Annotated in this window: 15 protein-coding genes; 10 read left to right on the top strand and 5 right to left on the bottom strand. The window is 55.5% G+C overall.

What is annotated here, in order from left to right:
* The first annotated feature begins 4 nt into the window (after positions 1-4).
* Entirely contained in the window at positions 5-241 is a 237-nt protein-coding gene (locus tag QZQ97_RS08195) for a YhfG family protein (RefSeq protein ID WP_311993040.1), read from the top strand.
* Between the two features lie 118 nt (positions 242-359).
* Entirely contained in the window at positions 360-776 is a 417-nt protein-coding gene (locus QZQ97_RS08190) for a Fic/DOC family protein (RefSeq protein ID WP_311993896.1), read from the top strand.
* A 119-nt stretch (positions 777-895) separates the two neighbouring features.
* Here the strand turns inward: QZQ97_RS08190 and ychF are convergent, their stop codons facing one another.
* On the bottom strand, positions 896-1987 hold the full coding sequence (ychF, locus tag QZQ97_RS08185; RefSeq protein ID WP_006324802.1) for a redox-regulated ATPase YchF: 1092 nt from the start codon (positions 1985-1987) through the stop codon (positions 896-898).
* Positions 1988-2440: 453 nt separating this feature from the next.
* Between ychF and QZQ97_RS08180 the strand changes: the two genes are divergently transcribed.
* Positions 2441-3970, top strand: coding sequence for a SulP family inorganic anion transporter (locus QZQ97_RS08180; protein WP_311993039.1), 1530 nt, complete (start codon positions 2441-2443; stop codon positions 3968-3970).
* A 39-nt stretch (positions 3971-4009) separates the two neighbouring features.
* On the opposite strand, the gene pth is transcribed toward QZQ97_RS08180, so the two are convergent.
* Entirely contained in the window at positions 4010-4600 is a 591-nt protein-coding gene (gene pth, locus QZQ97_RS08175) for an aminoacyl-tRNA hydrolase (protein ID WP_020826441.1), read from the bottom strand.
* A 313-nt stretch (positions 4601-4913) separates the two neighbouring features.
* Between pth and ychH the strand changes: the two genes are divergently transcribed.
* Positions 4914-5192, top strand: a complete 279-nt coding sequence (gene ychH / locus QZQ97_RS08170; RefSeq protein ID WP_311993038.1) for a stress-induced protein YchH — start codon at positions 4914-4916, stop codon at positions 5190-5192.
* Positions 5193-5376: 184 nt separating this feature from the next.
* Here ychH and prs read toward each other — a convergent pair whose 3' ends face one another.
* The 3 genes from prs to lolB all read right to left on the bottom strand — a co-directional run bounded on the left by prs (position 5377) and on the right by lolB (position 7983).
* Complete coding sequence (gene prs, locus QZQ97_RS08165; RefSeq protein WP_004943207.1) at positions 5377-6324, bottom strand: ribose-phosphate diphosphokinase; 948 nt, start codon at positions 6322-6324, stop codon at positions 5377-5379.
* Between the two features lie 172 nt (positions 6325-6496).
* On the bottom strand, positions 6497-7363 hold the full coding sequence (gene ispE, locus QZQ97_RS08160; RefSeq protein WP_311993037.1) for a 4-(cytidine 5'-diphospho)-2-C-methyl-D-erythritol kinase: 867 nt from the start codon (positions 7361-7363) through the stop codon (positions 6497-6499).
* Entirely contained in the window at positions 7360-7983 is a 624-nt protein-coding gene (gene lolB / locus QZQ97_RS08155) for a lipoprotein insertase outer membrane protein LolB (RefSeq protein WP_311993036.1), read from the bottom strand. The genes ispE and lolB overlap by 4 nt, the downstream gene beginning before the upstream one ends.
* A 490-nt stretch (positions 7984-8473) precedes the next feature.
* Here lolB and QZQ97_RS08150 point away from each other — a divergent pair, with 490 nt between their 5' ends.
* The 6 genes from QZQ97_RS08150 (at position 8474) to sirB1 (ending at position 14024) form a co-directional block, all read left to right on the top strand.
* On the top strand, positions 8474-9226 hold the full coding sequence (locus tag QZQ97_RS08150) for a lytic polysaccharide monooxygenase (RefSeq protein ID WP_311993035.1): 753 nt from the start codon (positions 8474-8476) through the stop codon (positions 9224-9226).
* A gap of 329 nt (positions 9227-9555) precedes the next feature.
* On the top strand, positions 9556-10818 hold the full coding sequence (hemA, locus tag QZQ97_RS08145; RefSeq protein ID WP_311993034.1) for a glutamyl-tRNA reductase: 1263 nt from the start codon (positions 9556-9558) through the stop codon (positions 10816-10818).
* Between the two features lie 31 nt (positions 10819-10849).
* Entirely contained in the window at positions 10850-11935 is a 1086-nt protein-coding gene (gene prfA / locus QZQ97_RS08140) for a peptide chain release factor 1 (protein ID WP_311993033.1), read from the top strand.
* A complete protein-coding gene (prmC, locus tag QZQ97_RS08135; protein ID WP_311993032.1) occupies positions 11935-12768 on the top strand; it encodes a peptide chain release factor N(5)-glutamine methyltransferase in 834 nt (277 codons plus the stop codon). The genes prfA and prmC overlap by 1 nt, the downstream gene beginning before the upstream one ends.
* A 51-nt stretch (positions 12769-12819) precedes the next feature.
* On the top strand, positions 12820-13218 hold the full coding sequence (locus QZQ97_RS08130) for a SirB2 family protein (protein ID WP_064798780.1): 399 nt from the start codon (positions 12820-12822) through the stop codon (positions 13216-13218).
* Positions 13215-14024, top strand: coding sequence for an invasion regulator SirB1 (gene sirB1 / locus QZQ97_RS08125; RefSeq protein WP_311993031.1), 810 nt, complete (start codon positions 13215-13217; stop codon positions 14022-14024). The genes QZQ97_RS08130 and sirB1 overlap by 4 nt, the downstream gene beginning before the upstream one ends.
* Positions 14025-14070: the final 46 nt, after the last annotated feature.

The raw sequence follows: 14070 nt of genomic DNA, 5'->3' as shown, positions 1-14070 counted from the left end.
CGGGATGGGTTTTAGTCGGGGATTCCGTATAATTAAGCTATATTTTGTGGGTTTTCAAGATAAGGTGTTTTCAGTGAAAAAGACCAGTCTGCAAGCCAAAGTAGCCTACTGTGCCAAGACACGTCGTTCTAACTACGCTGCCAGTCTACGTTTAGAAGGTTATGAAGTCACAGAGGCGGAGTCTAAACGCGAGCTACCCGAACGCGAAGCTGTTCTACGTACGTATCGGAAACTGGCCTGACTTTTGGACGCCCTATTGTTACCCTGGTAGTAGCACGCTACGTAATCGGTTAAACCTTCAGGATGATGTGTTACTCGTACAGGCCGAACGTGATCTTTCAGAGATTGCGGTTGACTAGATCGATTTTTCCCTTCCCCCTTATGATCTGATCTACCTTCAGCAAATTCACCGTAGTTTATTTTCCGATATTTATGATGGGGCTGGTGAGCTTCGCACTATTGACATCTCAAAGGGCGACACGCGTTTTTGCAGCCTTACTCGAATCGAGCCAGAGGCTGCCAAAATCTTTAACATCATGGCGCGAAAGGATTGGTTTGAAGGGTGGGAGCGTTCCGCCTTGATCGATACAGTGGCCGAGCAATTTGGCGATCTGAACATGATCCATCCTTTTCGGGAGGGTAACGGTAGAGCTCAACGCGTTCTGTTCGAACATATCATCGTCAACGCGGGTTTTACGATCAGTTGGTGGCCCGTCGAAGAGGCTGAGTGGATACGCGCTAACATAGCGGCGGTCATTTGTGACTCCGGCCATTGAAAATGGTGTTCGAGAAATGTATTGGGGAGTGGATCGGTGAGCAGAACTAAGCATCTTGCCGTTAAATAAAAATCCACGCAATTGCGTGGATTTTTTGTTGTTGGCAGCGAAGCTGAAGCTTAGACGTTAAACAAGAAGTTCATCACGTCGCCGTCTTTGACGATGTAGTCTTTGCCTTCCGAACGCATCTTGCCGGCTTCTTTGGCGCCTTGCTCACCCTTGTAGGTGATGAAGTCCTCAAACGCGATGGTTTGCGCGCGGATAAAGCCTTTCTCGAAGTCGGTGTGGATCTTGCCGGCCGCCTGCGGGGCGGTAGCGCCGACCGGGATGGTCCAGGCGCGCACTTCTTTTACGCCGGCGGTGAAGTAGGTTTGCAGGTTCAGCAACTCGTAACCGGCGCGGATCACGCGGTTCAGACCCGGCTCTTCCAGGCCCAGCTCGGCCATGAACTCGGCGCGGTCTTCGTCTTCCAGCTCGGCGATGTCGGATTCCACGGCGGCGCACACGGCAACCACTACGGAACCTTCGGCGGCGGCGATTTCACGCACTTTGTCCAGGTACGGGTTGTTCTCGTAACCGTCTTCGTTGACGTTGGCGATGTACATGGTCGGTTTCAGCGTCAGGAAGCTCAGGTAGCGGATGGCGGCCTTGTCTTCTTCGGTCAGGTCCAACGCGCGCAACATACCGGCGTTTTCCAGCTGCGGCAGGCATTTTTCCAGCGCGGCCAGTTCGGCTTTCGCGTCTTTATCGCCGCCTTTGGCTTTCTTCTGCACGCGGTGGATTGCGCGTTCGCAGGTGTCGAGATCCGACAGCGCCAGCTCGGTGTTGATGACTTCGATATCGTCAGCCGGATCAACTTTGTTGTTCACATGGATGATGTTGTCGTTTTCGAAGCAACGCACCACGTGGCCGATAGCTTCGGTTTCACGGATATTGGTCAGGAACTGGTTGCCCAGGCCTTCGCCTTTGGATGCGCCCTTCACCAGGCCGGCGATGTCGACGAATTCCATGGTGGTTGGCAGGATGCGCTGAGGCTTGACGATCTCTGCCAGCTTGTCCAGACGCGGATCGGGCATCGGCACCACACCGGTATTAGGTTCAATGGTGCAGAACGGGAAGTTGGCTGCTTCGATACCCGCTTTGGTCAACGCGTTGAACAGGGTGGATTTGCCTACGTTAGGCAGGCCGACGATACCGCATTTGAATCCCATGTTGTTATCACCTTAAATATCTTAACTATCAGCCGGTTAGGGTTAACCCACTGCATAAATGGCAAAATAATGCCGCCATTATACACGTAATGGGCGTTTATCTCGATCTGACTGTGTACCCGTCATACTTGAAGCTGCATCTGTGTTAGCTGCGAGTGTTCACCCCGGTCACTTACCTGAGTAAGCTCCCGGGGATTCTCACACTTGCTGCCTTGATGCAACTCCAATTATTTAGGGTACACAGGGAAGACGGATAGGGCGGCCGGTTTTCGATTGAGATTTGGATCACATTTACACATACTGACACTTCTGATTAACCTACAGGAAACGCGCCGGATGTATTTCTTGCCCAGTCCACCCTGAGTGCTCTCCGCCCGATCATTTGCCGCGTCTTGCGGCCCTGGTTCCCGCTCTGCGGGGATGTGTTTTTTATCTGTCAGAAGCGAATAATCCATGTTTAACCTGAGCAATATCAGGCTGTCGGACGTCAAGAACGAGGTCCTGGCGGGCTTTGTGGTGGCGGTATCGATGATCCCGGAAGCGGTCGGCTTCTCGTTGGTCGCCGGACTTTCCCCCATCGTCGGGCTGCACACCGCCTTTATTATCGGCCTGGTAACGGCGTTGTTCGGCGGCAAGCCGGGCATGGTGTCGGGTGCTGCCGGTTCGATCGTGGTCGTGCTGATGAGCCTCGCGGCGCAGCACGGCATGGGATACGTACTGTGGGCAACGATTTTCGCCGGCGCTATCCAAATCCTGATCGGCGTGTTCCGGCTGGGCAAATTTATTCGGCTGGTGCCGCTGCCCGCCATTCACGGCTTTGTTAACGGCCTGGCGATTGTCATCATGCTGGCGCAGCTGCATATGATTGCCGGGCAGGGGCCGCTGATGTATGGGCTGGTGGTACTGGCGATCCTGGTGGTGGTGTTCTTCCCCCGGCTGACGCGCGTGATCCCGGCTTCGCTGGCGGCACTGATCGTGGTTTCCGCATTGGCGATCGGGCTCAATCTGCATACGCTGCGGGTCGGCGATCTGGCGGATATCTCTGGCGCGTTGCCGCATTTCAGCCTGCCTATGGCGCCGCTCAACCTGGAAATGCTGAAAGTGGTGCTGCCGTACGCGCTGGTGATCGCTCTGGTCGGCCTGATTGAATCGCTGTTGACCATGACGGTGCTTGACGAAATGGGCGGCAAGAAGGGCAACGGCAACCGCGAGAGCATCGCTCAGGGTGCAGGCAACACGATTTGCGGCCTATTTGGCTGCTTTGCCGGCTGCGCGATGATTGGGCAGTCGATCATCAACTTCACCTCAGGCGGCCGCGGGCGTATCTCCGGCGTGGTGGGTGCATTGTTACTGATTTTGTTCGTGGTCAGCCTGTCGGGCTATATCGGCCTGTTGCCGGTGGCGGCATTGGCCGGGGTCATGCTGGTGGTGTGTTACAACACCTTTGAATGGAGTTCGCTGCGCCGTCTGCGCCGCATGCCGAAGATGGATGCGCTGGTAATGCTGCTGGTGACTCTGATCACCATCTTTACCGATCTGGCGGTGGCGGTAATCAGCGGGGTGATTATCTCGGCGCTGGTGTTTGCCTGGCAGCAGGCGCGCATCCGCATTCGTCAGCGCCAGGTTGAGGGAGAAGTGGCGGTGTATCAACTCGACGGCCCGCTGTTCTTTGGCTCCACGGCGGCGTTTGCCGACCTGTTTGAGCCGAAAAACGATCCGCAGAACGTGGTGCTGGATTTTGCCGGCACCCGGGTGATGGATTCCAGCGGGGTAGAGGCGATCGATAAGCTGACGGCGCGCTATCTGGCGGCGGGGAAAACCATCCGCCTGCGCCACCTGAGCGGCGATTGCGTGCGCTTGCTGAAACGGGCCGGTCCGTTTTGCAGCCATGAGCTGGACGACCCGCAATATTATGTGGCTGAAGAAGGGTATCGGACCGATGACAGTCACGTCGGCGAGGAAACCTTTAAGGTGCGGACGTAACGCAGCACGCAGCGGGCGGCATGCCCGCTGCGGTAACCCTCAGGCCTGCGCCTTGAAGCTGTGCAGACGGCGCACGGTTTTTTCCAACCCGTCGGTCAGCAGAACTTCGGTGCAGCGGGCGGCTTCATCTATCGCTTCATCAATCATTTTTTGCTCGCTGGCCGGTGGCTTGCCGAGCACAAATCCTACGACCTTGTTTTTATCGCCCGGATGGCCAATGCCAATGCGCAAACGGTAGAAGTTCGGGTTATTGCCGAACTTGTTCTGAATATCCTTCAGCCCGTTATGGCCGCCGTTACCGCCGCCAAGTTTGATTTTGGCGACGCCCGGCGGGATATCCAGCTCGTCATGCGCCACCAGGATTTCGTCCGGCTCAATGCGGTAGAAATTGGCCATCGCCAGCACCGCTTTGCCGCTCAGATTCATAAAGGTGGTCGGTACCAGCAGGCGCACGTCGTTGCCCGCCAGATTGAGCCGTGCGGTGTAACCGAAGAATTTACTCTCTTCCTTCAACTGCTGGTTATGGCGCTGAGCCAGCAAATCTACGTACCAGGCGCCGGCGTTGTGCCGCGTCTGGGCATATTCAGCGCCCGGATTCGCCAGGCCGACTATCAATTTAATACTGCTCACTGGGAAATTCGCTATGATCGAGATAATGGAAAGGGCATTAGTCTACCTGCCGCCGCCGCGAATGACAAAATCCTGATGCCCAACCCCGCGCATTGATTCTGCCATAGGCTGAAAATTGAATAATTCATTAGAAGAACAATTCAATTTGTTGGCTAATAAACCGGATAAGGTAAAGATTTGTCACGTTTTCTTTACCATTTGTGATCGTCTCCGCAAACCCCTTGTCGGACCAGGGACTATACTTAACTTATCAAAGAGGGTTAACCCTTTGCTGAGTTATCCCGGTTGGCATATAACGCTATGGAGGTGACATATGAAACGTAGAAACGCGTGCAGAATGGGCAACTTTTTTATGGGGCTGGGGCTGGTCGTGATGATCGGCGGTGTCGGATATAACATTCTTGCTGAAGTATCGCAGCTCGATTTACCGCAACTTTTCGCCCATGGCGCCGTCATGAGTATTTTCGTCGGTGCGTTGTTGTGGCTGGTCGGTGCACGTATCGGCGGCCGCGAGCAGGTTGCGGATCGTTACTGGTGGGTAAAACATTTCGATAAACGCTGCCGCAACGATCAGCATCGTTCGTCGCATTGATTAAAAAAACGTAAGGGAAGCGGCATTACGGCAAAGGAGATCTGCCGCGCACTCAGGTCTAAGGTCATGTTTGACTACGAGTAGAAAACCCGTTGCTGCTTGCGCACCAACGGGTTTTTCTTTTTCTGCTGCCGGGCAATAGGTTCTTCCGGTACGGCAGGGCGCCGCACCAAAAGAAAATGAATTAATGCTCGAACATCGCAGAGATTGACTCTTCATTGCTGATACGGCGGATGGCTTCAGCCAGCATGCCGGACAGCGTCAGAGTGCGTACGTTTTTCAGTGCCTTGATTTCAGCAGACAACGGAATGGTGTCGCAGACGATCACTTCATCAATCACCGAGTTCCTGATGTTTTCCACGGCGTTGCCGGAGAAGATCGGGTGCGTCGCGTAGGCAAATACGCGTTTGGCACCGCGTTCTTTCAACGCTTCAGCCGCTTTACATAAGGTACCGCCGGTGTCGATCATGTCGTCAACCAGCACGCAGTCACGGCCTGCCACGTCACCAATGATGTGCATCACCTGAGAAACGTTCGCACGCGGGCGGCGTTTATCGATGATAGCCATATCGGTATCGTTCAGCAGTTTGGCAATAGCGCGGGCGCGCACTACGCCGCCGATATCCGGGGAAACCACGATTGGGTTCACCAGATTCTGTTGCAGCATGTCTTCCAGCAGGATCGGGCTACCGAACACGTTATCTACCGGAACATCGAAGAAGCCTTGAATCTGTTCAGCATGCAGATCCACCGTCAATACGCGGTCAACCCCTACGCTGGAGAGGAAATCGGCGACAACCTTGGCCGTGATGGGAACACGAGCAGAACGCACGCGGCGATCCTGGCGGGCATAACCGAAGTAAGGGATAACAGCAGTAATACGGCCTGCGGAGGCGCGACGCAGGGCATCTACCATAACAACCAGTTCCATCAGGTTGTCGTTGGTAGGGGCACAGGTGGACTGGATGATGAAAATATCACCGCCGCGTACATTTTCGTTGATTTGCACGCTCACTTCGCCGTCGCTAAAACGACCTACAGCGGCGTCACCAAGGCTGGTGTACAAACGGTTGGCAATACGTTGTGCTAGTTCCGGGGTGGCGTTACCAGCAAAAAGCTTCATATCAGGCACGAGAAGAACCTCAGGCATGCGTCCAGAGAAGATATTGTCGTACGGCCTTCGCTAAGGGGCAGTTAACGATGCCGGCGCAATATCATACGGGTGTGTAAAAACTAACTTGAAACCGCAGCGGCGCAGGGATTACAGGGCCAGGTGTGCATGACTCTGCGCAGCGAAACGAGAACTACGGTTCAATCTGCCCGGAACGGATGCGATGTAGTGGAGAGACGTTAACGCCACGCGCTACAAAACCACACAACCACTCCGGAGCTTGATTTAACACCTGACGGGCGGCGATTTCTGTGTCGAATTCAGCAAACACACATGCACCTGTGCCAGTCAGGCGTGACGGCGCGTATTCTAACAGCCAAGAAAGAAGCTGTTCAACCTCGCGAAAACGTTTTCTTGCGATTGGTTCGCAATCATTTGCGTAAGTTGCCTGCAACAGCACATTTAACGGGCGAACCGGGGTGTCTCTTTTTAATTCCGCGTCGCCAAAAATAACCGGGGTAGGGATGCTGACGCCCGGATGTGCCACCAGATACCACTTTTCTGCCGGATTGGCCGGCTGCAATCGTTCGCCGATGCCTTCGGCAAACGCCGCATGACCGCGCACAAAAACCGGCACGTCGGCACCCAGGGTCAACCCCAGCTCAGCCAACTGGTCGTCGCTCAGCCCGCAGCGCCACAGTTCATTAAGCGCTACCAGCACCGTGGCGGCGTTGGAAGAGCCTCCACCCAGCCCGCCGCCCATCGGCAGGCGCTTATCGATACCGATATCGGCACCACGCGGGGCCGTGTTGACCCCGTGGCTGATGCAATGCCGTTGCAGCAGGCGTGCGGCGCGGACGATCAGATTTTGCTCGTCCGGCACGCCATCCACCGGCGTCAGCAGGCGGATGGCGTCATCCTGCCGCGCGTCGATGGTCAGCGTATCGCCGTAATCCAGAAACTGGAACAGCGTCTGCAGCTGGTGGTAACCGTCTTCGCGCCGGCCGGTAATGTACAAAAACAAATTTAGTTTAGCGGGAGATGGCCACTGGCGGATCATTTGAGGGTCCAGTTATCCATTTTCAGTTTGATGCGTTGATCGCCCTGTTTCAGCTCCAGGCGGCTTGGCAACTGCGGCTTGAGATCGCTGTTGTAGTCCTGGTAATCCACGGTCCAGGTTTGGCCGCCTTGCTGATAAGTCAACTTGCTCAGGCGGTACTGGTCATCCAGCGTGAAATCATTGGCCTCGCCCGGCAGGCCGAGCATCCACTGGCGCAGGTTATCCAGCGGGATCGCCATGCCGGTCAGTTTGCGGATCATTTCTTCGGCGTTGTCGCTGACATAGCGCTTGCCCTGGTTGTCCGTCAATTGCACCACGTTCTGTTGCACGTTCAGGTCAAGCTCGGTGCTGCCAAGCGGGTTGGTCAGCAGCAGGCGGTAGCGTTCCGGCGAAAATTGCTGCCAGAAGAAGCGCGCGTAGACTTTTTTCTGGTCCGACAGATAGGCGAAAGAGCCACGGGTTTGATATTGCCCGAGCTGTTGCACCGCTTGCTCGTGGGTGCGCCACTGCGGTGAGGTTGGGCTGGTCGCCGGGCCGCTTGGCTTGGTGGTGGTACAGGCGGCCAGCACCAGGCTGGCCAGCGGGATCAGACGTAGCAAACTAACTTTGCGGATTGGCATAACTTTCTCTTGTCCTTTTGTCCTTGCGGGCATGCACAGCGAAATCTTTTTTCAACGTTCACGCTAGCGGGGGAACGCGACAGCGTCAACAGGCTCCCTTTCCGAATATCACCGTCTTTTTGACGGGATAACAGGCGCTTTAACGGCTGACGGCTGAGCTTTTGGTTGCCATAAGATTAACACAATCGCTCAGTCGTGCCGCGCCGGCCGCGAGAATATCTTCGGTTGTAACCCACGTCGGTGTTGTGCCAAAACAGCATGTATTAGCAATTAAATTAATGTTTATTGAATAATAACCGCGTAATTATGCGTATTTCATTCGATAATCAGTGGTAATTGATTAATTTTATTTATGCAATTTACTGGAAAGATGTCTATGCTGGTAAGGCCAGATGGATAGCAGGGCTATCCATCTGCACATCATCTGCGTCACGCAGGCGATGCGGATGTATTTCAACCCCCTACACATAATGAAAATAAGGTATTTCGTATGAAAAAGCGTTTTTCTCTGTTGGCAGGAATGCTGTTTGCATTAACGATGCCGGCGCATGCCGCCGAGAATACCGAACCGAAAGCGATCGGGCCAAAGCACGGCGCTACCTTGATTCCCAAGGCGCGTCAGGTGATTTGTGAACAGGACGGCGGGTACAACCACCCGGATGATGGCTCGAACATGCCTAATGCGGCCTGCAGAAACGCCTTTTTGTACAAAGCGGAGACCATCCCTATTTGGGAACGCCGCCAGATGTTTACCGAATGGCCCGCTTATTCGCAAAACCTGGAAGGCACACAGCATCCGTCAGATAAGGTCCCTGATGGCCAGCTGTGCTCGGCGGGCATCGCCAAGTTTGAAGGCATCGACCAGCCGCATGCCGACTGGCAGGTGAGCAGTGTTTCGGTGAAAGACGGTCAGGCCACGCTCTACTTTGATGCCACCCAGGTGCATGAACCGAGCAAGTGGACGGTGTCGCTTGCCAAGCCGAGTTTCAATGCCGCTACGGATAAGTTGAAATGGAGCGATCTGACACAGCTTGAGGTGACTAAAGTGATAGTTCCGCCGCCGGCCAAAGGCAACCAGGTCAAATATGCCGGCGTCTATCAGATTGACGTCAAGATCCCGGCCGATCGTGCCGACGGGAAGCAAACGCTGTTGTATGTGCAGTGGGAGCGGCAGGATCCCGCGAGAGAAACCTTTTTCAGCTGTAGCGACGTAAGGTTCAACGGGTTATCTGCAGCTAAATAAGCCGCGACAGCCTAAAGGTGCCGGCGTAGCATGCCGGCACCGTAACCGGCGATGAAGAGAGCTCTGCTGACTATTTGGGCGGCCATAACCGTTAAATCAGGATAACTTATTGATGAATACTGTGCGGATCGTCGCGTTTCAAACTAAAATTTAGTGCGCTTATTGATCTGGATAAAACTTAACTTTTTGAATTTATTATTATTCATTGATTGGCTTTGGCTATATCAGTGATTGAACGGAAGATGCGGTTGTTACTTTTATTGATCTCGCGCATCAAGTAGAATGCCGTTCAACGAGAACCCGTACCAACAGAAGTATTACTCGAAGCAATGACCCTGCTGGCGTTAGGTATAAATCACAAAACCGCTCCGGTTTCTCTGCGTGAAAGGGTGACCTTCTCCCCAGAGTCTATCGATCAGGCGCTGACCAGCTTGCTCCAACAACCGTTGGTGCAGGGCGGTGTGGTGTTGTCTACTTGTAACCGCACCGAGCTTTATCTCAGCGTGGAGCAACAGGAACATCTTCACGAACAGCTGGTAGCCTGGCTGTGCGAATACCATCACCTGCGCCCGGAAGAAGTGAGCAAAAGCCTGTACTGGCACCACGGCAACGACGCCGTCAGCCACTTGATGCGCGTGGCCAGCGGGCTGGATTCGCTGGTGCTGGGCGAACCGCAAATCCTCGGGCAGGTGAAAAAAGCCTTTGCCGAGTCGCAACGCGGCCAGTCGCTCTCCGGCGAACTTGAACGCCTGTTCCAAAAATCCTTCTCCGTCGCCAAACGCGTGCGCACCGAAACAGAAATCGGCGCCAGCGCAGTCTCCGTGGCCTTTGCCGCCTGTACGCTGGCGCGGCAAATCTTCGAGTCGCTGGCCGATCTGAACGTGCTGCTGGTCGGCGCCGGTGAAACCATTGAACTGGTGGCGCGTCACCTGCGCGAGCACAAAGTGCGGCATATGATTATCGCCAACCGAACCCGCGAACGCGCCCAGTTGCTGGCTGACGAAGTCGGCGCGGAAGTGATCACGTTGCCGGAAATCGACGAACGTCTGGCGGATGCCGACATTATCATCAGTTCTACCGCCAGCCCGCTGCCGATCATCGGTAAAGGGATGGTGGAGCGAGCGCTGAAAGCGCGTCGCAACCAGCCGATGCTGCTGGTGGATATCGCCGTACCGCGCGATATCGAGCCGGAAGTGGGTAAGCTGGCGAACGCCTATTTGTACAGCGTGGACGATCTGCACGCCATCATCCAAAACAACCTGGCGCAGCGCAAAGCCGCGGCAGTGCAGGCGGAATCGATCGTTCAGCAGGAAAGCACCAACTTTATGGCCTGGCTGCGCTCGCAGGGTGCAGTGGAAACCATTCGCGACTACCGCTCGCAAGCCGACCAGATCCGTGCCGAAATGGAAGGCAAAGCGCTGGCCGCCATCGCGCAAGGCGCTGACGTGGAGCAGGTTATCCACGAACTGGCCCACCGGCTGACCAACCGCCTTATTCATGCCCCTACCAAATCCCTCCAGCAGGCCGCCGGCGACGGCGACGTGGAGCGGTTGCAGTTATTACGCGACAGCCTCGGGCTGGATCAGCATTAGTTTTCTCTTTTAACAGGGTTTAATACCACGCATGAAGCCTTCTATTGTTGCCAAACTGGAAGCGTTACAAGAGCGCCATGAAGAAGTGCAGGCGCTGCTCGGCGATGCCGGCGTTATTGCCGAGCAGGATCGGTTCCGCGCCCTGTCGCGCGAATATTCGCAACTGACCGACGTCAGCCGTTGTTTCCTGGAATGGCGCCAAGTGCAGGACGATCTGGCCACCGCAGAAATGATGCTGGACGATCCGGAAATGCGCGAGATGGCGCAGGAAGAGATGAAGCAGGCCAAGGCGGCGACGGAAGAACTTGAACAGCAGTTGCAACTGTTGCTGCTGCCGAAAGACCCGGATGACGAACGCGGTATCTTCCTGGAAGTGCGCGCCGGTACCGGCGGTGACGAAGCGGCGATCTTCGCCGGCGATCTGTTCCGCATGTACAGCCGTTATGCCGAAACGCGCCGCTGGCGCGTCGAGATCATGAGCGCCAACGAAGGTGAACACGGCGGTTATAAAGAAGTGATTGCCAAGGTCTCCGGCGACGGCGTCTACGGCCAACTGAAATTTGAATCCGGCGGCCACCGCGTGCAGCGCGTACCTGAAACCGAGTCGCAGGGGCGCATTCACACCTCCGCTTGCACCGTGGCGGTGATGCCGGAAGTGCCGGAGGCCGAATTGCCGGAGATCAATGCCGGCGATTTGAAAATCGACACCTTCCGCTCCTCCGGTGCCGGCGGTCAGCACGTCAACACCACCGACTCGGCGATCCGTATCACCCACTTGCCGACCGGCATCGTGGTGGAGTGCCAGGACGAGCGTTCGCAGCACAAGAACAAAGCCAAGGCGATGTCGGTGCTGGGTGCGCGCATCCGCGCCGCCGAAATGGCCAAACGCCAGCTGGAAGAGGCGTCAACCCGCCGCAACCTGTTGGGTAGCGGCGATCGTTCCGATCGCAACCGCACCTACAACTTCCCGCAGGGAAGGGTGACCGATCACCGCATCAACCTGACGATTTACCGTCTGGATGAGGTGATGGAAGGCAAGCTGGATATGCTGATTCAGCCGATCGTGCAGGAATATCAGGCCGATCAGCTCGCCGCGCTGTCCGCAGAGCTTGAGTAATGGATTATCAATCCTGGCTGAAGGCGGCAAGTGCGCGGCTGACGCAGAGCGAAAGCGCCCGACGTGATGCCGAGATCCTGCTGGGCTTCGTGACCGGCCGGGCCAGAACCTTCCTGATGGCGTTTGGCGAAACCGTTTTGACGCCGCAGGAACAAGAACAGTTGGAAAGGCTGCTGGTGCGCCGCGAACGCGGCGAACCTGTGGCTTATTTGATCGGCGAGCGCGAGTTTTGGTCGCTGCCGTTGTCGGTATCACCCGCAACCCTGATCCCGCGCCCGGACACCGAATGCCTGGTGGAACTGGCGCTGGAACGTTTGCCGCCTTCTCCCTGCACCATCCTCGATCTGGGTACCGGCACCGGTGCCATTGCGTTGGCGCTGGCCAGCGAACGCCCGGATTGCGCGGTGACCGGCGTCGATTTGCAGCCGGAAGCGGTGGCGCTGGCGCAGCATAACGCGCAGAAGTTGGCGATCGCTAATGCGCGGTTCTTGCAGGGCAGTTGGTTCGAACCGCTGGCCGGCCAGACTTTTGCCCTGATCGCCAGTAACCCACCCTATATCGACGCGGCTGACCCGCATCTGGCGCAGGGTGACGTGCGTTTTGAGCCGAGCAGCGCGCTGGTGGCGCCACGGCACGGGCTGGCGGATTTGACCGCCATCGTGCAGCAGGCACCGCATTATCTGCAGTATCAGGGTTGGTTGTTGCTTGAACATGGTTGGCAGCAGGGGGAAAGCGTACGCACGCTGCTGCAGGCCGCCGGTTTTATTTCGGTCGCTACACGTCGTGATTACGGTGGTAACGATCGCGTGACGTTTGGCCAATGGCCGCAGTAACTGAAAACCAACAATAACGAAGCACACAGCGAATAAAAAAAAGGAAGCGATATGGCAGTCTACACGGCGTTAAAAAATCTGCATTTGTTGACGGTCGCCCTCAGTATTGCCTTGTTTGTATTGCGTTTCTTCTGGAAGTGGCGCAATTCGGCCATGTTGAACAAGCGCTGGGTGAAGATAACGCCGCACGTTAATGATACGGTGTTGTTTGCCAGCGGTATTGCACTGGTGGTGATGTTCAAGCTTTATCCGCTGCTGGGCATGGACTCATGGCTGACCGAGAAGCTGTTTGGCGTTATTATCTATATCCTGCTTGGTTACGTCGCATTGGGCAAGAAGACCAAAAGCCAGAACCTGCGCACCTTGGCGTTTGTACTGGCGCTGGGCTGTCTGTACCTGATAATTAAACTTGCCACGACGAAATTACCCTTTCTGATGGGATACTTATGAGTAGCATTGCTGATTTTGAATTTAACACCTCGCTGTTGAGCGAGGGTGTAATCCTGGTATCGCAGTCGGTGCGGCGTGATTTTCCCGTCGCCGAAGTCGAGCGCAAGCTGCAACAGCTGGTCGACGATGCGCGTGCGGCCATGCCGCAGGATCTCAACCAGGAACAGCAACTGGACGCACTCATTGAGCTGTTCTTCAAAACCTGGGGTTTTGGCGGTGCCGGTGGCGTGTATCGGCTATCCGACGCCATCTGGCTCGACAAGGTGCTGGAAGGGCGTCAGGGTACGCCAGTCTCGCTCGGCACCATTTTCCTGCATATCGCCCATCATCTCGATTTACCGCTGTTGCCGGTTATTTTCCCCACCCAGCTGATCCTGCGTGCAGACTGGCTGGATGAAGAATTGTGGCTGATCAACCCGCTGAACGGCGAAACGCTGAACGAACATCAGCTGGAAGTGTGGATCAAGGGCAACCTGGGCTTGGGCGCCGAACTGGAAGACGACGATCTCGATGAATCGGAAAACATCATGGTGGTGCGTAAAATGCTGGATACGCTGAAAGCCGCCCTGATGGAAGAAAAACAGATGGAAATGGCCCTGCGTGCCAGCGAAACGGTGCTGTGCTTCGATCCGGACGATCCTTACGAGATCCGCGACCGCGGGCTGATTTACGCCCAGTTGGAATGCAACCATATCGCTATTTCCGATCTCAACTATTTTGTCGAACAGTGTCCTGAAGATCCAATCAGCGAAGTGATCAAAGTACAGATCCACTCGATTGAACCTAAACAGGTTACGCTGCATTAATTCATTTAAAATACCCTGTGCATTTCAAGCTGCGGCCTGGAAGGCG

Source organism: Serratia sp. root2 (genome assembly GCF_031931805.1).
Lineage (GTDB): Bacteria > Pseudomonadota > Gammaproteobacteria > Enterobacterales > Enterobacteriaceae > Serratia > Serratia inhibens.
The sequence above is the reverse complement of the archived record's forward strand: the minus strand, read 5'-3'. Positions and strand labels throughout refer to the sequence as shown.